The sequence below is a fragment of the Nonomuraea sp. IBHARD001 genome, assembly GCF_056106265.1.
Genome location: NZ_JBWBBW010000002.1, coordinates 8,236,437 through 8,256,329 on the forward strand (window position 1 = coordinate 8,236,437; position 19,893 = coordinate 8,256,329).

26 protein-coding genes are annotated in these 19,893 nt (G+C 71.1%); 15 read left to right on the forward strand and 11 right to left on the reverse strand.

Annotated elements, in window-relative coordinates; translation table 11 throughout:
* The first annotated feature begins 22 nt into the window (after positions 1–22).
* Positions 23–1,048 carry an AI-2E family transporter gene (locus tag ACTWNK_RS39075; protein WP_474309962.1) on the forward strand — a complete coding sequence of 342 codons (1,026 nt, stop codon included), beginning with the start codon at positions 23–25 and terminating at the stop codon, positions 1,046–1,048.
* On the opposite strand, the gene ACTWNK_RS39080 is transcribed toward ACTWNK_RS39075, so the two are convergent.
* From ACTWNK_RS39080 to ACTWNK_RS39090, 3 genes are all read right to left on the reverse strand, one after another.
* The gene (locus ACTWNK_RS39080) at positions 1,011–1,655 is read right to left on the reverse strand and encodes a class F sortase (protein ID WP_474309963.1); all 645 of its coding nucleotides are present in this window, start codon (positions 1,653–1,655) and stop codon (positions 1,011–1,013) included. The genes ACTWNK_RS39075 and ACTWNK_RS39080 overlap by 38 nt on opposite strands.
* Positions 1,642–2,109 carry a hypothetical protein gene (locus ACTWNK_RS39085; protein WP_474309964.1) on the reverse strand — a complete coding sequence of 156 codons (468 nt, stop codon included), beginning with the start codon at positions 2,107–2,109 and terminating at the stop codon, positions 1,642–1,644. Before ACTWNK_RS39085 ends, ACTWNK_RS39080 begins: the two co-directional genes overlap by 14 nt.
* Before the next feature lie 112 nt (positions 2,110–2,221).
* Positions 2,222–3,127: a DMT family transporter gene (locus ACTWNK_RS39090; protein WP_474309965.1), complete on the reverse strand. Its 906-nt coding sequence runs from the start codon at positions 3,125–3,127 to the stop codon at positions 2,222–2,224.
* Between the two features lie 188 nt (positions 3,128–3,315).
* Between ACTWNK_RS39090 and ACTWNK_RS39095 the strand changes: the two genes are divergently transcribed.
* Positions 3,316–3,519: an MMPL family transporter gene (locus tag ACTWNK_RS39095; RefSeq protein WP_474309966.1), complete on the forward strand. Its 204-nt coding sequence runs from the start codon at positions 3,316–3,318 to the stop codon at positions 3,517–3,519.
* Between the two features lie 6 nt (positions 3,520–3,525).
* On the opposite strand, the gene ACTWNK_RS39100 is transcribed toward ACTWNK_RS39095, so the two are convergent.
* Positions 3,526–4,263: a Clp protease N-terminal domain-containing protein gene (locus ACTWNK_RS39100; protein ID WP_474309967.1), complete on the reverse strand. Its 738-nt coding sequence runs from the start codon at positions 4,261–4,263 to the stop codon at positions 3,526–3,528.
* A 132-nt stretch (positions 4,264–4,395) separates the two neighbouring features.
* On the opposite strand from ACTWNK_RS39100, the gene ACTWNK_RS39105 reads away from it, so the two are divergent.
* The 5 genes from ACTWNK_RS39105 (at position 4,396) to ACTWNK_RS39125 (ending at position 8,803) form a co-directional block, all read left to right on the forward strand.
* Positions 4,396–5,196 (forward strand): DUF1206 domain-containing protein, encoded by an 801-nt coding sequence (locus ACTWNK_RS39105; RefSeq protein ID WP_474309968.1) that lies wholly within the window; start codon positions 4,396–4,398, stop codon positions 5,194–5,196.
* Complete coding sequence (locus ACTWNK_RS39110) at positions 5,193–6,749, forward strand: phospholipase D family protein (RefSeq protein ID WP_474309969.1); 1,557 nt, start codon at positions 5,193–5,195, stop codon at positions 6,747–6,749. The genes ACTWNK_RS39105 and ACTWNK_RS39110 overlap by 4 nt, the downstream gene beginning before the upstream one ends.
* A gap of 61 nt (positions 6,750–6,810) precedes the next feature.
* Complete coding sequence (locus ACTWNK_RS39115; protein WP_474309970.1) at positions 6,811–7,527, forward strand: phosphatase PAP2 family protein; 717 nt, start codon at positions 6,811–6,813, stop codon at positions 7,525–7,527.
* Complete coding sequence (locus tag ACTWNK_RS39120; RefSeq protein ID WP_474309971.1) at positions 7,520–8,185, forward strand: phosphatase PAP2 family protein; 666 nt, start codon at positions 7,520–7,522, stop codon at positions 8,183–8,185. Before ACTWNK_RS39115 ends, ACTWNK_RS39120 begins: the two co-directional genes overlap by 8 nt.
* A 39-nt stretch (positions 8,186–8,224) precedes the next feature.
* Positions 8,225–8,803 carry a dihydrofolate reductase family protein gene (locus ACTWNK_RS39125; RefSeq protein ID WP_474309972.1) on the forward strand — a complete coding sequence of 193 codons (579 nt, stop codon included), beginning with the start codon at positions 8,225–8,227 and terminating at the stop codon, positions 8,801–8,803.
* Between the two features lie 43 nt (positions 8,804–8,846).
* On the opposite strand, the gene ACTWNK_RS39130 is transcribed toward ACTWNK_RS39125, so the two are convergent.
* The 3 genes from ACTWNK_RS39130 to ACTWNK_RS39140 all read right to left on the reverse strand — a co-directional run bounded on the left by ACTWNK_RS39130 (position 8,847) and on the right by ACTWNK_RS39140 (position 10,686).
* The gene (locus tag ACTWNK_RS39130; protein ID WP_474309973.1) at positions 8,847–9,419 is read right to left on the reverse strand and encodes a sigma-70 family RNA polymerase sigma factor; all 573 of its coding nucleotides are present in this window, start codon (positions 9,417–9,419) and stop codon (positions 8,847–8,849) included.
* A complete protein-coding gene (locus tag ACTWNK_RS39135; RefSeq protein WP_474309974.1) occupies positions 9,416–9,994 on the reverse strand; it encodes a copper resistance CopC family protein in 579 nt (192 codons plus the stop codon). The genes ACTWNK_RS39130 and ACTWNK_RS39135 overlap by 4 nt, the downstream gene beginning before the upstream one ends.
* Positions 9,995–10,116: 122 nt before the next feature.
* Positions 10,117–10,686, reverse strand: coding sequence for an MFS transporter (locus ACTWNK_RS39140; RefSeq protein ID WP_474309975.1), 570 nt, complete (start codon positions 10,684–10,686; stop codon positions 10,117–10,119).
* Positions 10,687–10,805: 119 nt separating this feature from the next.
* Here ACTWNK_RS39140 and ACTWNK_RS39145 point away from each other — a divergent pair, with 119 nt between their 5' ends.
* The 6 genes from ACTWNK_RS39145 (at position 10,806) to ACTWNK_RS39170 (ending at position 16,151) form a co-directional block, all read left to right on the forward strand.
* Positions 10,806–11,831 (forward strand): ABC transporter substrate-binding protein, encoded by a 1,026-nt coding sequence (locus ACTWNK_RS39145; protein ID WP_474309976.1) that lies wholly within the window; start codon positions 10,806–10,808, stop codon positions 11,829–11,831.
* The gene (locus tag ACTWNK_RS39150) at positions 11,815–12,876 is read left to right on the forward strand and encodes a FecCD family ABC transporter permease (RefSeq protein WP_474309977.1); all 1,062 of its coding nucleotides are present in this window, start codon (positions 11,815–11,817) and stop codon (positions 12,874–12,876) included. The genes ACTWNK_RS39145 and ACTWNK_RS39150 overlap by 17 nt, the downstream gene beginning before the upstream one ends.
* Positions 12,873–13,655 (forward strand): ABC transporter ATP-binding protein, encoded by a 783-nt coding sequence (locus ACTWNK_RS39155; protein WP_474309978.1) that lies wholly within the window; start codon positions 12,873–12,875, stop codon positions 13,653–13,655. Before ACTWNK_RS39150 ends, ACTWNK_RS39155 begins: the two co-directional genes overlap by 4 nt.
* A 19-nt stretch (positions 13,656–13,674) precedes the next feature.
* The gene (locus tag ACTWNK_RS39160) at positions 13,675–14,436 is read left to right on the forward strand and encodes a DJ-1/PfpI family protein (RefSeq protein ID WP_474309979.1); all 762 of its coding nucleotides are present in this window, start codon (positions 13,675–13,677) and stop codon (positions 14,434–14,436) included.
* Between the two features lie 102 nt (positions 14,437–14,538).
* A complete protein-coding gene (locus ACTWNK_RS39165; RefSeq protein ID WP_474309980.1) occupies positions 14,539–15,294 on the forward strand; it encodes an SDR family oxidoreductase in 756 nt (251 codons plus the stop codon).
* Between the two features lie 95 nt (positions 15,295–15,389).
* Positions 15,390–16,151, forward strand: coding sequence for a sigma-70 family RNA polymerase sigma factor (locus ACTWNK_RS39170; protein WP_474309981.1), 762 nt, complete (start codon positions 15,390–15,392; stop codon positions 16,149–16,151).
* Here the strand turns inward: ACTWNK_RS39170 and ACTWNK_RS39175 are convergent.
* The gene (locus tag ACTWNK_RS39175) at positions 16,114–16,524 is read right to left on the reverse strand and encodes a winged helix-turn-helix transcriptional regulator (RefSeq protein WP_474309982.1); all 411 of its coding nucleotides are present in this window, start codon (positions 16,522–16,524) and stop codon (positions 16,114–16,116) included. The genes ACTWNK_RS39170 and ACTWNK_RS39175 overlap by 38 nt on opposite strands.
* Positions 16,525–16,610: 86 nt before the next feature.
* Between ACTWNK_RS39175 and ACTWNK_RS39180 the strand changes: the two genes are divergently transcribed.
* On the forward strand, positions 16,611–17,450 hold the full coding sequence (locus ACTWNK_RS39180) for an SDR family NAD(P)-dependent oxidoreductase (protein WP_474309983.1): 840 nt from the start codon (positions 16,611–16,613) through the stop codon (positions 17,448–17,450).
* Positions 17,451–17,528: 78 nt separating this feature from the next.
* On the opposite strand, the gene ACTWNK_RS39185 is transcribed toward ACTWNK_RS39180, so the two are convergent.
* Entirely contained in the window at positions 17,529–17,960 is a 432-nt protein-coding gene (locus tag ACTWNK_RS39185; protein WP_474309984.1) for a CBS domain-containing protein, read from the reverse strand.
* A gap of 70 nt (positions 17,961–18,030) precedes the next feature.
* Positions 18,031–18,516 (reverse strand): AAA family ATPase, encoded by a 486-nt coding sequence (locus ACTWNK_RS39190; RefSeq protein WP_474309985.1) that lies wholly within the window; start codon positions 18,514–18,516, stop codon positions 18,031–18,033.
* 93 nt (positions 18,517–18,609) lie between these two features.
* Here ACTWNK_RS39190 and ACTWNK_RS39195 point away from each other — a divergent pair, with 93 nt between their 5' ends.
* A complete protein-coding gene (locus ACTWNK_RS39195; protein WP_474309986.1) occupies positions 18,610–19,365 on the forward strand; it encodes a phosphatase PAP2 family protein in 756 nt (251 codons plus the stop codon).
* A gap of 13 nt (positions 19,366–19,378) precedes the next feature.
* On the opposite strand, the gene ACTWNK_RS39200 is transcribed toward ACTWNK_RS39195, so the two are convergent.
* Positions 19,379–19,882, reverse strand: a complete 504-nt coding sequence (locus tag ACTWNK_RS39200; RefSeq protein WP_474309987.1) for a hypothetical protein — start codon at positions 19,880–19,882, stop codon at positions 19,379–19,381.
* Positions 19,883–19,893 lie beyond the last annotated feature (11 nt).

Sequence of the window (19,893 nt, forward strand, 5' to 3'; positions counted from 1 at the left end):
CGGGCCGCTGGTCGACCGTTCCATGCGCCCGCTGCGGCCCTTCGCACTCGGATTCGTCGGCGCGCTCGGTGTGCTGACCGCATGGCTGCTCGTCCAGGCGATCTCCATCGCCAGCGGCGTGCTGCTGCTCATCGTCGTCTCGCTGTTCCTCGCGATCGGGCTGAACCCGGCCGTCGAGTTCCTCACCAGGCACAACCTGTCGCGGTTCTGGGCGATCAGCCTGGTCTTCCTCGCGGTCATCCTGGTCTTCGTCGGCTTCGGCCTGGCCGTCGTGCCGCCGCTGACCGAGCAGACGACCGAGTTCATCAAGAACGCGCCGCAGTACGTGCGGGAGCTGCAGAACAACACGCAGATCCGCGAGTTCGACCAGCGTTTCCAGGTGCTGCAGAAGCTGGCCGACTACATCGGCAGCGGCTCCTTCGGCACCCAGATGTTCGGTGGCATCCTGGGGTTCGGCACGGCGGTCATCGGGGCGGTGTTCAACGCCCTGACCGTGCTCGTGCTCACGCTCTACCTGCTGGGCTCACTCTCGACGCTGACCAGGACCGGCTACCAGCTGGTGCCGCGCTCGCGCCGGGCCAGGACGCAGGAGCTCGGCGACCAGATCATCGACAAGATCGGCGGATATGTCGCGGGCAATCTGATCATCTCGCTGATCGCCGGGCTGGTGACGTTCTTCTTCCTCGTCATGCTCAAGGTGCCGTACGCGCTCCCGCTGGCGTTGATCGTGGCGATCACCGATCTGATCCCGCTCGTCGGCGCCTTCATCGGCGCGGCCATCGCCTCGGCCGTCGGGTTCTTCGTCTCGCCGGGCGTCGGCATCGCGTGCGTGGTGTTCTTCACGCTGTACCAGCAGATCGAGAACTACGTGATCGCCCCCAAGGTGATGAAGAGCTCGGTCGACGTGCCGCCGATCGCCACCATCGTGGGCGCGCTGATCGGCGGGGCGCTGCTCGGGGTGATCGGCGCCCTGCTGGCCATCCCGTTGACCGCGGCCGTGCTGATCATCATCAGGGAGGTGGTGCTGCCCCGGCAGGAAGCGGCCTGACGAAGCGGGCGAAGGCCACCACGTTGTCGCTGTAGCCGCCCTTGTCCGGGTCGTAGGAGCCGCCGCACGTCACCAGCCTGAGCGCCGGGCCCTTGGCCGGGCCGTACACGGCTCGGGTGGGGAAGGCGCTCTTGGCGTGGGTCTCGACGCTCTCGACGGCGAAGACGGCCGTGGAGCCGTCGCGTCTGGCCAGCCGTACCTCGTCGCCCTTGGCCAGCTCGCCCAGGCGGAAGAAGACGGCCTCGCCCCCGGTGCGCGAGTCGACATGCCCGAGGAGTACGGCGGGGCCGCGTTCGCCCGGTGTGACGCCGCCCTTGTACCAGCCGACCAGGCCGGGCCGCTCCAGCGGCGGGACCTCGACGGCGCCGTCCGCCGTCCTGCCGATCGCGAGCACGTCGGCCGTGACGCCGATCGCCGGGATCTCCAGCCTGACCGGGACGCTCGGGTCCATCCCGGGATGCGCCGCGTCCGACAGGGCGGCCGCCGCGTCCTGGCCGGGGGCCGAGGGCGGGCCGTACGAGCGGTTCACGATCGCGTCGAACGCGAAGGCGAGCGCACCGGCCAGCAGGAGCCCGGCGACGACCCTCGGCGCGCTAGCGGCCCGCACCGCCCCGGGAGCGCCGCGCCAGCAGCAGCCCGCCACCCGCCAGTGCGACCAGGCCGACGCCGACGCCCGCGCTGACGACCGGGCTCACCGTGCGCATCGCGGTGGCGCCGCCGCCGGTGTCGGCCCCGCCCGACGGGTAGTCGTCGTCCTCGATCACCAGGTAGGCGCTGTTGAGCGGATGGGCGCCGGGGTCGCAGCCGCCGTCGACGGTGTACTTGCCCGGCGTCCTGCCGACCACGGTCAGCACGCTGGTCTGTCCCTTGAGCTCGATCGTGCCGAACGCGTCCGACTCGACATAGGCCTTGGTGTAGTCGGCGCAGTTCAGGGCGATCTCCACCTCGCCGCCCGGCTCGACGACCTTGGGCGTGACCGTGATGTCGGCGTCGGCCGCGACGGCGGGCAGGGCGGTGAGCAGACTGCCCGCCAGTACGGCTCCCACGAGTACGGCGCGCACGATGACCGCCCCCTCGCTCTCCGTGTTGGATCAGATGCACCGCGTTCGGATGCGAGGGGTTGATGCCCGGCCCCCGGTCAACACACGGACAACGATTGTCCCTTTTTGGGTGCTACGCCGACTTTTTCCCACCCCGGGAGACCGCGACCCCCGCCAGGCACAGCAGGCCACCGGCGAAGGTCAGCCAGCCGGGCACCTCGCTGAGCAGCGCCCACGACATGAGCACCACCAGCGCCGGAACCACATAGGTCGTCGCGCCCATCTTGCCCGCCGTCGTCCTGGCCAGCGCGTAGGCCCACGTGGTGAACGCCAGCGCGGTCGGCACCAGGCCGAGGTAGATCATGTTCAGCGTGGCCGAGAGCGGCGCGACCTGCACCTGCTCCACCAGCCCTCCGGCGAACGGCAGACAGGCCACGGTGCCGATCACACAGCCGAACGTCGTCACCTGCAACGCCGAGCCGTGCTTGAGCGCCGGCTTCTGCAGCACCACACCGGCGGCGTAGACCACGGCGGCCAGCAGGCACAGCAGCACGCCGAGCACCGGCGAACCGCTCTCGGCCGACCCGCCCGAACCCGACATCGAGATGCCCACGACCACCGCGCCCACGAACGACACCGCCATACCGGCCATCAGCCGGGACGGGAAGCCCTCCTTCAGCAGCCAGCCGCCCAGCAGGGCGATGAGCACGGGGCCGACATTGACCACCATGGCGGCGGTGCCCGCGTCGACCTCCTGCTCGCCCCAGTTCAGCGCCACCATGTAGACGCCGAACCACAACACGCCCGAGCCGAGGATGCCCGGCCATGCGGCCTTCGGCGGCCAGCCCTCGCGCCGCAGCGCCCAGATCGCCAGCAGGGCGATCGATCCGGCCAGCAGCCGCCCGAGCGCGAGCGGGCCCGGGTCGTAGTGCGCCGCGGCGGCGCGGATCGAGACGAAGGCGGAGGCCCAGGAGAGCACGGTCACGACGACGGCGGCCATGGCCTTGCGGTCGGTGCGGGGGGCGGTCATCACATCCATGGGGTCGACCCTAGGTGGGGCTTGTTTCGGCGCCCACCGAATTATCGGTCTATGGCATGAAACCTCCTATGAGCATGGATAAGCGCCACTAAAGAGTGGGTTCTCCGCACTCAGGAGTACATCTGGCGTTCCCCGGTCATCCGCCCGGCCGAGAGGCAAGATCAACCGTCGGTCCGATCCTGCTCGTCGTGGTCTTCGCCTGCTTCGCCGGGGGCGGCTTCTCGCCCGTCAGGCAGATCGGCGTCGGGCTCACGGCCGCGATCCTGCTGGACGCGACCGTGATCCGCATGTTCCTCGTGCCTGCCCTGATGACGATGCTGGGGCGCGCGGCCTGGTGGGCGCCGAGACCGCTGCGCCGCCTGCACGACAGGTACGGCCTGCGCGAGCGCTGAGCACCTCTACCCCTGCGTCCGCATGCGCAGGACCTCCTCCAGCCTTCTCCTGAGCTCGGCCTCGACCCTGTCCCTGGTCAGGCCGAGCTCGGCCAGCGCCGTGACCTCGCCCTGGGCCAGCACGCCGAGCAGGATGTGCTCGGTGCCGATGTAGTTGTGGCCCATGCCGAGCGACTCCAGCAGGGTCAGCTCCAGCACCTTCCTGCCCGCCGCGCTGAAGGCCAGTGGCGGCTGCACGGGCGGGCCCTGCTCGGCGGTGAAGCCCGCCTCGACGGCCTCGCGTACCCGGGCCAGCGGCACGCCGAGCGCCACGAACGTCTGGGCGGCCAGCGCGTCGGGCTCGCACAGCAGGCCCAGGACGAAGTGCGCGGGCTCGATCAGCGCCGCGCCCGCCTCGACGGCCTCCTGCTGGGTCTGGACCACGACGTGACGCGCCCGGTCGGTGTACCTGGTGAACTGCTTGAGGTCGTCGGCCAGCGTGGCGCCCTCCTTGTCCTTGTCCTTGGGTACGAACCGCTTCTGCGCGGCCTGCTTGGTGACGCCCATGCTGCGGCCGATCTCGGTCCAGGAGGCGCCCGAGTGCCTGGCGCGGTCGACGAAGTGGCCGATGAGGTGGTCGGCGAGCTCGCCCAGGTACTCCCCGAGCAGGACCGCGTCGCTGAGTTGCTGCAGGGGGTCGCCGTCGGGGTGGCGGTGCTTGATGGCGGTGATGAGGTCGTCCAGCCGTGGCTTGTCTGCGTTCATGCGTCAACCCTAGGTTGACGATCGAGGAGCGTCAACCCCGAGTTGACGATCCTCCCACCCCTCTAGAAACCCGACGAATAGGACGGCGGTTCCGGGGCACCTGGGAGTCTTGGCGATTTCTCAGGAGGAACCGTGAGCAACGTTGAAGCCGCGGCGAGACGGGCGGCCGACAGCCCGGCGCTGGACAGGCTGGCCCGGGTCGGGCTGGTGTGCCGCGGCGTGTTGTACGCGCTGATCGGCGTGCTGGCCGTACAGATCGGGATGGGCGGCGGGGATCGGGAGGCCGACAAGGCCGGGGCGATCGGGGCCGTCGCGGATCTGCCGTTCGGACAGGTGATCCTCTGGATCATGACGGTCGGCTTCGCGGCGCTGGCCGTGTGGCAGGCGACCGAGGCGCTGTTCAGCCACAGGGAGGCCAAGGAGCGGGCGCAGGCGACGGGACGGGTCGTCGTCTACGCCTTCATCTTCTCCACGCTGCTGACCGTCGTCCTTTCCGGCAAGTCGGCCGGGTCCGAGGACAAGAAGTCGCAGAACCTCACCGACACGCTGCTGCACCTGCCCGCAGGGCAGTTCATCGTCGGGGCCATCGGGCTCGGCATCCTCGCGCTCGGCGTGTACTGGGTGCACGAGGGCGCGACGAAGAAGTTCTGCAGGGAGCTCAACCTCGGGCAGATGTCGCCGCGCGCACGCAAGACGATGGAGCGCCTGGGCATGGCCGGGTACATCGCTCGCGGGCTGATCGCCGGGCTGGCCGGCATCTTCGTCGTCCAGGCGGCGATCACCTTCGACCCCGACAAGGCCGGAGGCATAGACGCCACGCTCAGGGCGTTCGCCGACACGCCCGTCGGACCCACGCTGCTGGTGGTGATCGCCATCGGCGTGCTGCTGTTCGCCGGGTACTGCTTCGGAGAGTCGCGCTGGCGCCGCACATGAGGCTCGACGAGTGGTTCCTCACCGAGGACGAGCGCGGCAACCCGTCGACCCGGCTCGACGCCTGGTCGACGGGTAACCACGTGCGCCCGCTCGTGCACGGGGCCACCTACTTCGCCGAACTCGCCTCCCGGATCGACGGGCTCGGCGAGGACGACCTGCTGCTGTTCGCCGACTGGCGCGGCGACCCGGACGAACTGCTCGCCCCGGACGGGCCGAGCGTCGCCTCGGCCATGGCCGCCGCCGCGGGCAGGGGCGCGCTCGTCAGAGGGCTCATCTGGCGCTCCCACCTGGACGTCCTGCGCTTCAGCGCCGCGGAGAACCGGCACCTGGGCCAGGAGATCGAACAGGCGGGCGGCCAGTGCGTGCTCGACCAGCGCACCCGGCACGGCGGCTCGCACCACCAGAAGTTCGTCATCCTGCGCCACAAGGACCACCCGTCCAAGGACGTCGCCTTCGCCGGTGGCATCGACCTCTGCCACAGCCGCCGCGACGACGCCCGACACCACGGCGACGCCCAGAGCGCGCCCATGCCGAGCGCGTTCGGGCGGCGACCGCCGTGGCACGACATCCAGGTGGAGATCCGGGGTCCCGCGGTGGCGGAGGTGGAGAAGGTCTTCTGCGAGCGCTGGTCCGATCCCGCGCCCGAGACCCGCCATCCGCTCAAGCGGCTGCGCGACCACCTGCAGAGCATGGACGACATGCCGCCGCTGCCCGATCCCGGGCCGCCGCCCGCGCCGGTCGGGACGCATGCCGTGCAACTGCTGCGGACCTATCCGCAGATGCGCCGCGCCTACCCGTTCGCACCCGACGGGGAGCGTAGCGTGGCCAGGGCCTACCTGAAGGTGCTGGCCAGGGCGCAGTCGCTGATCTATCTGGAGGACCAGTACCTCTGGTCGACCGAGGTCATCGAGCCGTTCGCGCAAGCCCTTGAGCGCGAGCCGGAGCTTCGCATGATCATCGTGGTGCCCCGTCATCCCGACCAGGACGGCTGGCTGGCGGGACCCGCGAGTTTGCTCGGCCGATCGGCCGCCCTTGAGCGGCTGATGCGGGCGGGCGAGGGCCGGGTGGGCATCTACGACCTGGAGAACCACGCGGGCACACCCGTCTACGTGCATGCCAAGGCCTGCGTCGTCGACGACGTGTGGGCGAGCGTCGGCTCCGACAATGTCAACCTGCGCTCGTGGACCTACGACTCCGAGCTGAGCTGCGCCGTGCTCGACGAGCAGCCCGATCCCCGCCCGCCGTTCGGCGCGCGCCGGTTCGCCAGGGACCTGCGGCTCACACTCGCCGCCGAGCACCTCGACCGCGGGCCGGACGACCTCGACGACCTGTGCGACCCGAAGTCCGCCTTCGAGGTGTTCGCCGAGTCGGCGGCCAGGCTCGACGCCTGGCACGAGGGCGGGCGCAAGGGGCCGAGGCCGCCCGGACGGCTGCGGGTGCACGCGCGTCCCGAGATCGGGCGCGTGCGCAGGACGCTCGCCAGACCGCTGTACCGCCTCGTGGTCGACCCCGACGGTCGGCCCGCGGAGCTGCGTCGCAAGGAGGGGTTCTGATGAGCGCGCTCATCGACCGCGACGGCAGGCCGGTCGGGCTGCGGCGCAAGGAGGAGGTCCGATGAGCGGGCCGAGGCTCGGGCTCAGGCTCACGCTGGCCGCGGGGCTTTCGGTCGGCGCCGGGATGCTGTTCGCGGTGGTCGCCGTGCTCGTGCTCACCGTCTTCGCGCCGCTGCACGCCCTCGACCAGGGGGTGGCCCACGACCTGCACGTCTTCGCGATCGAGCATCCGATGCTGACCTGGGCGGCGGGCGTGTGGAGCGACGTGCTCGGGCCGTGGCCGTGGCGGGTGGCGGTCTTCGCCGCCGCCGGGTGGATCGCCTATCGGGGCGCGCCCAGGCTCGGCTGGTGGGCGGCCGTCACGATCACCGTCGGTGGGGCGCTCGGGCTGCTGCTGAAGATCGTGATCGGCCGGGCGCGGCCGATGTTCCCCGATCCGGTGGCGGTGGCGCCCGGCGAGTCCTTTCCTTCCGGGCACGCGCTGAACGCCACGCTCGGCGCCGGGGTGCTGGTCCTGCTGGCGCTGCCGTACCTGGTCACGACCGTGCAGAAGGTCGTGGCGTGGGCGCTGGCGGCGTTCGTGGTGGGGTCGGTTGCCTACACGCGGGTGGCACTCGGGGTGCACTGGGTCAGCGATGTGGTGGCGGGGGTCCTGCTCGGTGTGCTGGTGATCGCGGCCACCACGATCGCCTTCGAGAGCTGGCGGCGCGACCTCGGCCGTGAGCCGATCTCTCCCGTCGTGGCGGGCGTCGAACCGGAGGCGGTAGCGCGTGATTGAACGGCTGTGGGCCAGGGCCTGGCCCGCTCTGGTGGCGCTCGGCCTGATGGCGGTGGCGACCTATGCCATGGGCAGGCTGATCAAGGCGTCGGCGTGGGGCGAGGGCGAGGTCATGCGTGACATCGCGGCCTTACGTACGCCGCTGTTCGACGACCTCACCGACCTGGGCAGCAGTCTGTCCGACACGCCCTACATCGTGACGCTGACCGCGGTGTGCGCGCTGGTGTTCCGGCTGGCTCTGCGGCGGTGGCGGGAGTCGGTGTTCCTCGTTCTGGCGGTGTGGTCGCAGTCGTTGCTCTTCCTCGCCACCAGTGCGATGGTCGGCAGGCTCAGGCCGCCCGTGACACATCTGGATCCCGCGCCGCCGACCAGCAGCTGGCCGTCCGGTCATGTGAGCGCGGCCGTCGGCTTCTACCTGGGGCTGGCCGTCCTGCTGGCGATGCGGCTGCACGGGCATCGCGTGCTGAGCGCGCTCGTGTGGACGGCCGGGGTCGCGGTGCCGCTGGTGGTCGCGGCCTCACGTCTGTACCGGGGGATGCATTTCGTGTCGGATGTGCTGTGGGGGCTACTGCTGGGCGTTTTCTGTGTGGTGGTGATCGCCAGGGCGGTGTTGCGGGAGGACGCCGTTGACACCACTCCATTCGTAGTACTACGTTGAGACCACTGCAAACGGAGTACTACGAATGGAGTCACACGCATGCGAAAGCTCGTCTACTACGTCGGCGTCTCGATCGACGGCTACATCGCGGGCCCCGACGGCGAATGGGAGTGCTTCCCCCTGGCCGACGACATGACGGCCTGGATCAACGCACGCTACCCCGAGACCGTGCCCTCCCATGTGCGCCCCCACTTCGGCATGCCGCTCGACACACCCAACGGGCACTTCGACACGCTCATCATGGGCCGGGGCACCTACACGCCCGCCCTGGACATCGGCATCACCAGTCCCTACGCCCACATGCGGCAGTACGTCGTCTCCACGACACTGGGCGAGATCGCCGACCCCGCACTCGAACTCGTCACCGGCGAACCGCTGGAGACCGTGCGCAAGCTCAAGGCCGAGGACACGGGCAAGGACATCTGGCTCACCGGCGGCGGCCAACTCGCAGGCGCCCTCCTGCCGGAGATCGACGCCCTGATCATCAAGTGGTACCCCCTCGTCCTCGGCACCGGCATCCCCGCCTTCTCCGGCGCCTTCACCCCCACCCTCTTCACCCCCACCCAACGCGAATCCTTCAGCAACGGCGCCCAGATCACCTGGTTCACCAGGACGTGACCTCCCGGGCCCGCCGCGCGGACGGACCCGGGAAGGCGCGGGGTCAGGCGGCCTGGTCGGCCTTGTGGAGGGCGGCTACGAGTTGGGTGCGGGCTCGGGCCACGCGGGAGCGGATCGTGCCGACGGGGCAGCCGAGGACGGCGGCGGCCTCGGCGTACGGGAGGCCGGTGATCTGGGTGAGGACGAAGGCCTCGCGGCGTTCGGGCGGGATCTCGTCCAGCAGGCCGACCAGGGCCAGTACGTCCTCAGAGCCGGACAGCCCGTACGGCAGGCTGCGTTCGGCCGTGCTCTGCCAGTCGGCGAGATCGGCGATGGAGGGCCGGGCGGCGGCGGCCCTGAACCTGTCGACGACCACACGCCTGGCGATCGACAGCAACCAGGTACGTGCCGACGAACGCCCGGCGAAACGCGGCAGGCTGCGCAGGACGCGCAGGAACGTCTCCTGGGCCAGGTCCTCGGCCGACTGCGCGTCGGTCAGGTAGGCGAGGTAGCGCAGGACGTCGGGATAGACCGCCCGGGTGAACTCCTCGACCGCGTACGGCGTGCCGGTGCGTGCGGCGAGGGCGAGCGCGGTGACCCGCAGGTCCTCCTGGGACTCGGCGCCGGACGCGCTCACGGCGTGTCCTCGCCCTGTTCACGGGTGTCGGCGGGAAGGGCGTCCGCACGGGCCCGGGACGAGCGCAGGCCCGCGACGCCGACCGCGAGGGCGAGCACCACCACGACGCCCACGATCCAGATCCAGCCGGTCCCCCCGGCCTCCTCCCCGGCCCGCACACCGGCGGACGGCAGCGGCGACAGGGGCACGGACGCCGAGCCCGACCCGGACACCCGGAACGGGATCTCCCCCTCGATGGGATGCCCGTCGGAGGAGACCACCCGCCAGCCGACCGTGTACGCGCCCGGCGCCAGGGCGGCGGGCACGTCGGTCACGACCAGCTTGCCCTCGACCACGGGCGCGCCGACGGCGACGTTCGCACCCGAGGGGTCGAGCAGGACGACCGCGGGAAACCGTACCTTGGCCGAGAACTCCAGCTCGATCCGCTCGACGGACGCGACCTGGGCGTCCTTCGCGGGGGAGCTGCGCTTGAGACTGTCATGGGCGAGCGCCACAGGGCTGCCCGCCAGCAGGAAAATGCCGCACCCCAGCCCGACCAGCACGAGGGTGCGAACGCTACGCGGCAGAAATGCCATCGCCGACTCCAAAGAAGTGGCCCGCCGATGCCGGTGCACGGCAGGGCGCATCGGAAACCACGCCGGCGCGAGAACGCGGGCGTGCGCATGACCGATGGCGACGGCCGACGAGCAGGAGAGGGTCAGCCGGCGCCGGAGCCGACCGGCGGACCCCGCCGATGCACCACCACGGCGAACTCGCGCCCAGGCGGCGGCAGCGCCGCACCGGCCGACACGGCCTGACCGGCGGGCCGTACGGAGTCGACCTCGACCACCAGCGGCCACAGCAGCAGCCGCAGCGGCGCGACCGCCCACAGGCGGAGCATGAGCCACACCGCGCTCTCGCCCCGGTGCAGCCACCATCCGGTCAGCAGGGCGAGGACGAGGTGGACCAGGACCATGCCGATGCCCAGATGTCCGTGCTCGCCCGCGACGACGGGCACGGCCGAAGGCGAGGTGGCGGCGAACAGGCCGTGCAGCACGATCTGCGCGACCGCCGTCGTGCCGAGCACGACCTCACGTGCCCGCTCGCGCCCGCTGAGCCCGTAGGCCACGAGCAGGACGGCGAGCGCACCCGCGCCGATCACGGCGAGCGGGACCCGCCCGCCACCGGCGAAGGCGTGTCCCCCGGCGGAGACCACGACGCACACCGTGGCGAACACGGCGGCTCTGGCCAGACGCACGGCGGGATCCTGCGGGGACACATCCGACATCCTGTCAGCCGATCGGTCGGATGAGAACCCTGTCTGTCAAGGGGACGAAACGGGAACCACAGCCGCGCCGCAGACGACCACCAGGTGTGACCACCCGTTCCCGAAGAGCCGCAGGGCTCGTGGCTCTCGCCCTCATCCAGCCCGGCTGTGCCGCACCGGCCGCCGTCCCGGCCCAGGCGCCGCCCGCCCGGGTGAGTGCGACGGGCTACCCGCTGACGATCGACAACTGCGGCACGCCGCTGACGTTCGACGCGCCGCCCGAACGGGTGCTGCTGCTGAACGGGACCTCGGTCGCCGAGGCGGAGAGCTTCGTCGCACTCGGACTCGACGACCGCGTCCTGGCCAACAGCCAGTCCTACGGCGTCTCCGACGACCCGGCGATGCTGGAGCGCGTCAGGCGGCTGCCCACCGGCGGCCTGCGGCTGAACCAGAACTTCGAGGTGCCGAAGGAGCAGGTTCTCGCCCTGCGCCCGGACCTGGTGGTCTCGACCTGGGCGGGCGGGTTCGACGCCGAGGTCGGGTCCGCCTCCAGGCAGGAGCTGGCCAAGGCCGGGATCAGGAGCTACGTGACGCCGGTCAACTGCGCGTACGGCGACCCGGCGCCCAGGCCGCAGGACGAGGAGCGGCGCAGGGCGCAGTCGGTGGAGTCGTCGTTCGAGCTGCTGAGCGAGCTCGGCGCGATCTTCGACGTCCGCGAGCGCGCCGCCGCGTACATCACCGAGGCCAGGGCCGACCTGGCCGAGATCGCCGCACGGCACGCGGGCAGGCCGCGCAGGAGCGTGCTGGTCGCCTATCCGGGCATGTCGGCGATGAACCGCAACGGCCTGCCCGCGGTGTTCGGCGGCGGCATCTACGACGACATCATCGCCAGGGCCGGAGGCGTGAACCCGTTCGCCGGAAGGACCGACGCCGAGCTCGCCGAGATCAATGCCGAGGCGCTGGCCTCGGCCGATGTGGACGTGCTCGTGGTCGGCCTGTTCCAGCCGGGCGACGACGCCAAGGCGATGGCCGACGCGCTGTTCGCGATGTTCCCGCAGTGGGAGGCGTCCAGGACCAGGACCTACACCTCCGTGTCCGACGGCTTCTACCTCGGGCCGCTCAACGCCGTCGCGGTCAGGAGGATCGCCGATGCGGCACACGGCTGAGCCCCGCGCGCACGGCCCCCACCTGGTGTCGGGGCCCGCGTACGGCGTGCTCGTCGTCGCGCTGGTCGCCGCCCTCGTGCTCGCGATCGGGCTGGCGATCGGCGTGGGCACGGTGGCCGTGCCCTTGCCCGACGTCGCGGGCGTCGTACGGGCCAGGCTGCTGGCCGGTCCGGCTGCCGATCCGCTGATCGAGCAGATCGTGTGGGACTTCCGCACGCCCCGGGTGCTGCTCGCCGCGGTGGCCGGGGCCGGGCTGAGCGTGGCGGGCGTGTGCCTGCAGGCCCTGGTACGCAATCCGCTGGCCGATCCTTACCTGCTCGGCGTCTCGGCGGGGGCCTCGCTGGGGGCCGTCGTGGCGCTGACCGCCATGTCGGCGGCGCTCGCCGTGCTGGGGGTGACCGGCGCGGCCTTCGCGGGAGCGGTGGTCAGCCTGCTGGTGGTGTTCGGGCTGGCCCAGCGCGGCGGGCGGCTCGCGGCCGGGCGGCTGGTGCTGGCCGGGGTGGCGATCGGTTACCTGGCTTCGGCGGCCACCAGCTATGTCCAGCTCAGCGCCCATCCCTCCGAACTGCGTGGGGTCATGTTCTGGCTGCTCGGCTCGGTGTCCGGCGCGTCGTGGGCCGACCTGGGGCTGCCCGCCGCCGCCATCGCGCTCGCACTCGGCTGGCTGCTGCTGCAGGGCCGTGCCATGAACGCCGTCACCGTCGGCGACGACACCGCCGCCGGTCTCGGCGTCGACGTCAACCGGCTGCGCCTGGCCCTGCTGCTGGTCGCCTCCCTGCTGACCGCCACCGTCGTCAGCGTCTCGGGCGGCATCGGCTTCGTCGGGCTCATGGTGCCGCACACGGCCAGGCTGCTGGTCGGGCCCGACCATCGGCGGGTGCTGCCGGTCTCGCTGCTGGTCGGGGCGGTGTTCCTGGTGCTGGTCGATCTCCTCTCGCGTACGGTCGACCGGCCGAACGAGATGCCGGTCGGCGTGTTCACCGCGGCCCTGGGCGCGCCGTTCTTCCTCTGGTTGCTGCGCAGGCAGGGCAAGGGGCGCGGATGAGGGTGCACGCCCAGGGCCTGCGGGTCGTCGTCGAGGGCGTGCCGATCCTCACCGGCGTCGACCTGTACGCCGAGAGCGGTCGCGTCACCGGGCTCGTCGGGCCCAACGGGTCGGGCAAGAGCACGCTGCTGCGCTGTGTCTACCGGGCGCTCCGGCCTTCGGGCGGCGCCGTACGCGTCGGCGGCGACGACGTCCGGCACCTCGGCGCCAAGCAGGCCGGACGCCGCACCGCGGTGCTTTCCCAGGACCACGACCTGGACAACGACTACTCCGTGCGCGAGGTCGTCGCGATGGGCCGTACCCCGCACAAGGGCCTGTTCGACCGCGACGACGCCCGCGACCGTGAGATCGCCGAGTCCGCGCTCGACCGGGTCGGGATGCGCTGGGCGGCCTCGCGGGTGTTCGCCACGCTGTCGGGAGGCGAGCGTCAGAGGGTGCTGCTGGCCCGTGCGCTGACCCAGCAGGCGCCCGTGCTGCTGCTGGACGAGCCGACCAACCACCTCGACGTCGGCGCCCAGCTCGACCTGCTCGAACTGGTACGCGAGCTCGGCCTCACCACGATCGCGGCCCTGCACGACCTCGATCACGCCCTGGCCTACTGCGACGCCCTCGTCCTGCTGTGCGAAGGGCGCGTGGTGGCCTCCGGCCCGCCCACGCGGGTGCTGACGGCCGAGCGGGTCGGCGAGGTGTTCGGCGTGCGCAGCACGATCGTCGCCCATCCGCTGACCGGCCGTCCGCACTTCGTCACCGCACCACTCCCCCTGGGAGAAGTCTCATGATCACACGTGGAGAGAGCCCATGAGCGCAGCACAGCCCGTGTCCGAGTCCCACCACCTGCCCGGCGACGAGAGCGAGGCCGCGCACCTGCGCCTCGCGCAGCGGCCGGACCTGGTCATCCAGGGCAGCGAGCGTGTCGTGATGCTCGTCTATCCCGGGTTCACGGCGCTCGACCTGATCGGGCCGCAGTTCTTCCTGGCCTCGCTGATCGGCGCCAGGGTCGAGCTCGCCGGCCTGGAGGGGGCCGGAGCCGTCGTCACCAGTGACACCGGGGTGGGCGTCGTCTCCACCCTGGCGCTGGCCGATGCCGAGGAGCACAACGACGTCGTGTTCGTCCCCGGCAGTGGCGGTGGACTGGCCGGGGCCATGGGTGACGCCGAACTGCTGGCCCAGCTCGCCCGGCTGGGCGCAGGGGCGGGGACGGTGGCGAGCGTGTGCACGGGGTCGATGCTCCTGGGGGCCGCCGGGCTGCTGAAGGGGCGCAGGGCGACGTCGCACTGGGCGGCGAGGCCGCATCTGCACCGGTTCGGCGCCGTGGCCGTCGACGAGCGGATCGTCGAGGACGGCGACCTCGTCACGGCCGCCGGGGTGACGGCCGGGATCGACCTCGGTCTGGCCCTGGCCGAACGGCTGCGCGGTCCGGGGTACGCCGCCGCGTTGTCGCTCCAGGCCGAGATCGTCACCGGCGATCGGCCGGACCTCGATCCGGCGCTCGTGTCCGACATGGAGGCCATGTACAGCGGGCTGATCCGGCAAAGCTTGGCGGTGGCGCCAGGTCTTTAGGATTTTGGCCCGATCTGTCACAGATCGGGCCGCTGTCCTGTCTTGTCTGGTGACCGGAGGGCACAGGGGGGTGCCCGCCGCGAAGCGGAAGGTACGTACGTCATGAGGATCGTCGTAGTGGGCGGGACCGGCCTGATCGGCTCCAAGCTGGTGGCCAGGCTCGGCGAGCACGGCCACGAGGCCGTCGCCGCCGCGCCGGGCACCGGTGTGAACGCATTCACCGGCGAGGGCCTGGACGAGGTGCTGGCCGGGGCGCACGTGGTGATCGACGTGTCGAACTCGCCGTCCTTCGAGCAGGACGCGGTGCTGGAGTTCTTCGAGACCTCCACCCGCAACCTGCTGGCCGCCGAGGAGGAGGCCGGGGTCGGCCACCACGTCGCCCTGTCGGTGGTCGGCACCGAGCGCATGCCGGACAACGGCTACTTCGCCGCGAAGATCGCACAGGAGCGGCTGATCGAACGCTCGGCGATCCCGTACTCGCTCGTGCACGCGACCCAGTTCTTCGAGTTCGTCCCGAGCATCGCCGACGGCGCGACGGACGGCGACACCGTACGGATCGCGCCCGTGCTCTTCCAGCCGATCGCGGGCGACGAGGCCGCCCAGGCCGTGGGCAGGGTGGCGGCCGGGTCGCCGCTCAACGGCAGGGTCGAGGTCGCCGGGCCCGAGCGGTACCGGATGGACCAGTTCTTCCGCGACGCGCTGGCCGCGTGGGGGGACCCACGTGAGGTGATCACCGACGTGCACGCGCACTACTTCGGCAGCGAACTCGGCGAGCGCACGCTGGTGCCGGGTCCGGGCGCCATCCTGGGGCAGCTCAACTACCAGGACTGGCCCGGCCGCGACGGCGACGGCAGGTAGGCCCGGACCGACACGGGGTATGCCCCAAAATCGACAGGCTTCGGCCTGTTCGTCCGGAAGACAACGCCGTCACAGAAGCGAAGGCGCGGACCATCATGCATGCCGAAACCCCGCACGACACCAGAGCGCTCGACCAGGCGGCGGCCGACTACGTCGCACTGCGGCCACGCCTGTTCGGTATCGCCTACCGCATGCTCGGCAGCGTCACCGAGGCCGAGGACATCCTCCAGGAGGTCTGGCTGCGCTGGCAGGGCACCGACCGCACCACCGTCGCCAACCACCACGCGTACCTGGCGTCGATCACCACCCGACTGACCATCAACCTCACCAGGTCGGCCCACGCCCGGCACGAGCGCTGCGTCGACCCCTGGCCCACCGACCCCGCCGACCACACCACCCGCGACCCCGCCGACGACGCCGAACGCGGCGAGGCGCTCGAACTCGCCTTGTCCCTCCTCCTCGAACGCCTCTCCCCCACCGAGCGCGCCGCATACGTGTTACGCGAGGCGTTCGTCTATCCGTACGCCCAGATCGCCGACCTGCTGCGGCTCAGCCAGACCAACGCCCGCCAACTCGTCAGCCGCGCCCGCAAACACCTCACGACCGTACGGCAGGCCCCCGTCGACCGCGTCCAACACCGACGCCTGCTACGCACCTTCCTGCACACCGCCCGAACCGGCGACTTCACCCCCCTGGAGTCCCTCTTCACCGACAACCTCTCCTGCGCCCCTCCACCACACCACGTCAGAAGAGCACGCGCAGCGGCCTGCTCACGACTCCACGGTGCACGTCGGACATGTCCTGCCGGGCGTTCGGGCGTCAGTGTGAGGCGCCGTGGCGTCGGCGCGACGCGGTGATCTCGGAGTGGTGGGTGACCGCCCAGTCGGCCAGGGCGGACATCGGGGGCAGAAGGGTCGCGCCGAGTGGTGTCAGGCGGTACTCCACGCTCGGCGGGACCGTGGGGAAGACCTCGCGTTCGACCAGGCCGTCGACCTCCAGGCCGCGCAGGGTGCGGGTCAGCATGCGCTGGCTGATGCCCTCGACGGCGCGGTGCAGGTCGTTGTAGCGATGCGGACGGCCGCCGAGCAGGACCAGGACCAGCAGGCTCCACTTGTCGCCGAGCCGCCGGAACACCTCTCCGGCGGGACAGGCGGCGAGCTCGTCGACCGGCACCGGTCGAGGCAGGTCGTAGGCGAGCACGGAGGGCACACCGGTGTGCGTACCTGACATCAAACTGCCTTCTTCCTGCCCCCGGCAGCGGCGGCCACGATGGGCACAGTCGTGCAACCAGACTATGGCCAGCCTGTGGAGGACGCGTGCCCGGCAAGATCGTGATCATCAGTGGCGGCACCGACGGCATGGGAAGGGCGACCGCGCTGCGACGCCTGGCGCGCGGCGACCAGGTCACGGTGATCGGCAGCAGCGAGACGAAGGGCACGGCGCTGCTGCGGGAGGCCGGGCAGGCCCGGCTGCGCTTCGTCCGGGCCGACCTGTCGTCGATCGCGGAGGTCGAACGGGTCGTCGGGCTGATCGGCGAACACCATGACCGGGTCGACGCGCTCGCCCTGTTCGCCAACCGGGTCAACGCCAGACGGCAGGTGAGCGCGGAGGGGCTGGAGTCGACGTTCGCACTGTACTACCTGAGCAGGTACCTCCTCGGCCATCGGCTCGCCCCGCTGTTCGACGCCGCGCCCGCACCGGTGATCGTCAACATCGCCGGGGTGGGCAACACCGCGGGCCGTATCCACTGGGACGACCCCCAGCTGACCGGCACATACGGCCAGGTACGCGCCCAACTGCAGGCCGGACGGGCCAACGACCTGCTCGGCGTGGCCCACGAGGGCAAGGCGCGATACGTGCTCTACCACCCCGGCTTCACCCGCAGCGGCCTCGACGGCCATGCCAGTCCGGTGGTACGCGGCTCGCTCAGACTGCTGGCCAGGCTGTTCGCCCGCCCGGTGGCCGACTCGGTACGGCCGATCGTCGCCTGGATCGACGAGCCGCCCGCCGCCCGCCTGACCGCCGTGGACCGGGGCAAGCCGGTGGACCTGTCGCTGAGGACACTCGACCCGGCATCCGCAGCCCGCCTCGCCGCCTACACCGAGGCCCTGCTGACAAGAGGTGTCAGTGAGCACGGCACAGCGCCGCCGCCATGATCGTGGAGATGCGCGCCTACCGCCTGAAGCCGGTCGGACGCGTTCTGGGTGGCCTGTCCGGCAAGGCGCCTCCCCAGGTCAGCCGCCTCGCGTGAGCAGTTCTCGTCTGGCGGCGATCGTCTCGGCTCGGCGTGCGAGTACTCCCGCGTCCGAGCAGAAGCCGAGCAGGCTGCGCTTCAGGGCGAGCAGGCCCAGCAGGATTCCGTCCTCGTCGACGACCGCCAGGCGGCGCAGCCCCTGCTCACGCATCAGCCGCAGGACGCCGTCCACCTCGGCGCCTGGCCGTGTCGTACGCCCGGCCAGCCGACCGGCCGTCGCCGCCAGGCCCGACGGCTCCGGGCCTTCGAGGTCGGCCCGTTCGACCACCGCGAGCAACCGGCGATCGGCGTCCACGACGAGCGCGGCGTGCACGTGCGCGCCGAGGAAGAACTCCCTGAGCTCACCGACCGTCACTCCGGGCCCGTGCAGTTTCGGGTGATGAAGCATCGCGTCCGCGACGGTCCCCGTCATCGCCGTCCTCCCCTCCTTCGGCCGTGCCGCTGCCCCCTCCGCATTCTCCCTGCCGCCCCCCGCCTCGCCGTCACCGGTCCCCACAATGCCCGCCCGGCGGTCCGGCAAGCCGTTCGATCTCCCGTACGACCGTGTCGAGCGGAGCCGAGGCGTCGACCTCCGCCGTGGCCGTGGCCCGCAGCAGCGGTTCGACGTCGGCCAGATTCCGGAGGATCGCCTCCCTCTCCTCCTGCCTTTTCCCGTACGGGTTCCCGGTCCGTGCCGCGATTCTGGCCAGCATGACCTCCGCCGGAGCGCTCAGCAGCACGACCTGGTCGAACCGCGCGTAGAACCGCCCCTGATTCGACTTGCACCCCGCCACGAACAGATGCCCCTGCCCGTGCCCGTCCAGCAACTCCCCGATGGCCTCCTCCCGCCACACCCAGTCGTCCGGTGTGGCCCAGCGACTCCACCGCTCGCTGTCGGTGTCGACCGTACGATGCCCTCTGGCCTGGAGTGCCTCCAGCGCGGTGGACTTCCCGGTGCCCGACATCCCGGTGATGAGAATCTTCGCCATCCTGCGAGCGTATGCCCGCTCGTGCGGACAACTCAGGAGCACCGGCGGCGCACTTTACGGCGACACCATCGGCGGCGAGTTACCGTGATCTTCGTGACCACACGATTATCCGACCGGGTTCGGCGTGTCGTACTGGCCGGACGCGGAGGCGGACGCCCGGCCCCCGTTCTCGAGGTGGCGTTCCTCCTGCTGGTGCTTTTCCTTTTCTCCCGGCTCCATGTCGCCGCGGGCCAGGGAGTCGCGCATACGGCCATGAGCAATGCGGCCGTCCTTCAGGACCTCGAACGGGCATGGCGCCTGGACATCGAGCTCCACGCCAATCGATGGCTGGTCGGGCATCCGGCGTTCATCATGCCCGCGGTCTTCTACTACCGCCTCTACTACGTGGTCGTTCTCGGCGTCGCCGTGTGGGCCTTCGTCCGGCGGCCGGCCGCGTATGTCGAGGCCCGGCGGGCGTTCGTGGTGATGGTGATCCTCGTCCTGCCGGTTTTCTGGGCGCTTCCCATGGCTCCGCCGAGACTCGCACTGCCGGGAATCGTGGACGTTCTCGCCCTCCACGACTTCACCGGCATCGGCCGGACCACACGCGACCTCACCAGTGGCCGGAACCTGTTCTCCGCCATGCCCAGCATGCACACGGCGTTCTCGTTGTGGTGCGGCTACACCGCCTGGCTGGGACTGCGCGCCTCGCATCCCCGATGGGCGCCGGTGGCCTGGCTGTTCCCGCTCGGCATGGTGAGCGTGGTCCTGGTCACCGGCAACCACTATGTGCTCGACCTCGTCGGCAGCGTCATCCTGCTGAGCGCCTCCATCGCCGTCGTCACCCTGTGGCGACGCGCGAAGCGCTGAGAGCGTTACGGGATCACACCCCCCACCTGAGCGCCACCACGAACACCACGGCAGCCACGACCACACCGAGCAGAAGCCGAAGCCGAGGCGTACCCGCCGTCGTCAGCCAGGCCGCGAGCGCATAGGCGATCACCCCGCTGGAGACGATCAGCGTCCAGGCCACTCCGAGCAGCGGTCCGGAGATCATCAGCACGACCTGCCAGATGGCCACCAGGAAGACGGCCCCGACAAGCGCCACCCGCCAGGCCGGCCGTACCCGGAAGAGGTAGAGCAGCGGCCACGCGAGCACGAGCGCCAGGTAGCGGCCGAGCTCCCACGCTATGAACAGATAGTCGATGCACCCGAACCACCCACCGCACGCGGAGGTGTCGGAAAAGAGCTGAGCCATCGCGATCGAGCAGGCGAGAAGAAGCGCAGGCAGAAGAGCGCCGACCGCGACGGCCGAGGCGACCCGCTTGATACGCGTCCTCGACGACAGTTCAGCAGGGGCGACGTCGTCCGGCCGTAATTCGATCATCCGCGCATGGT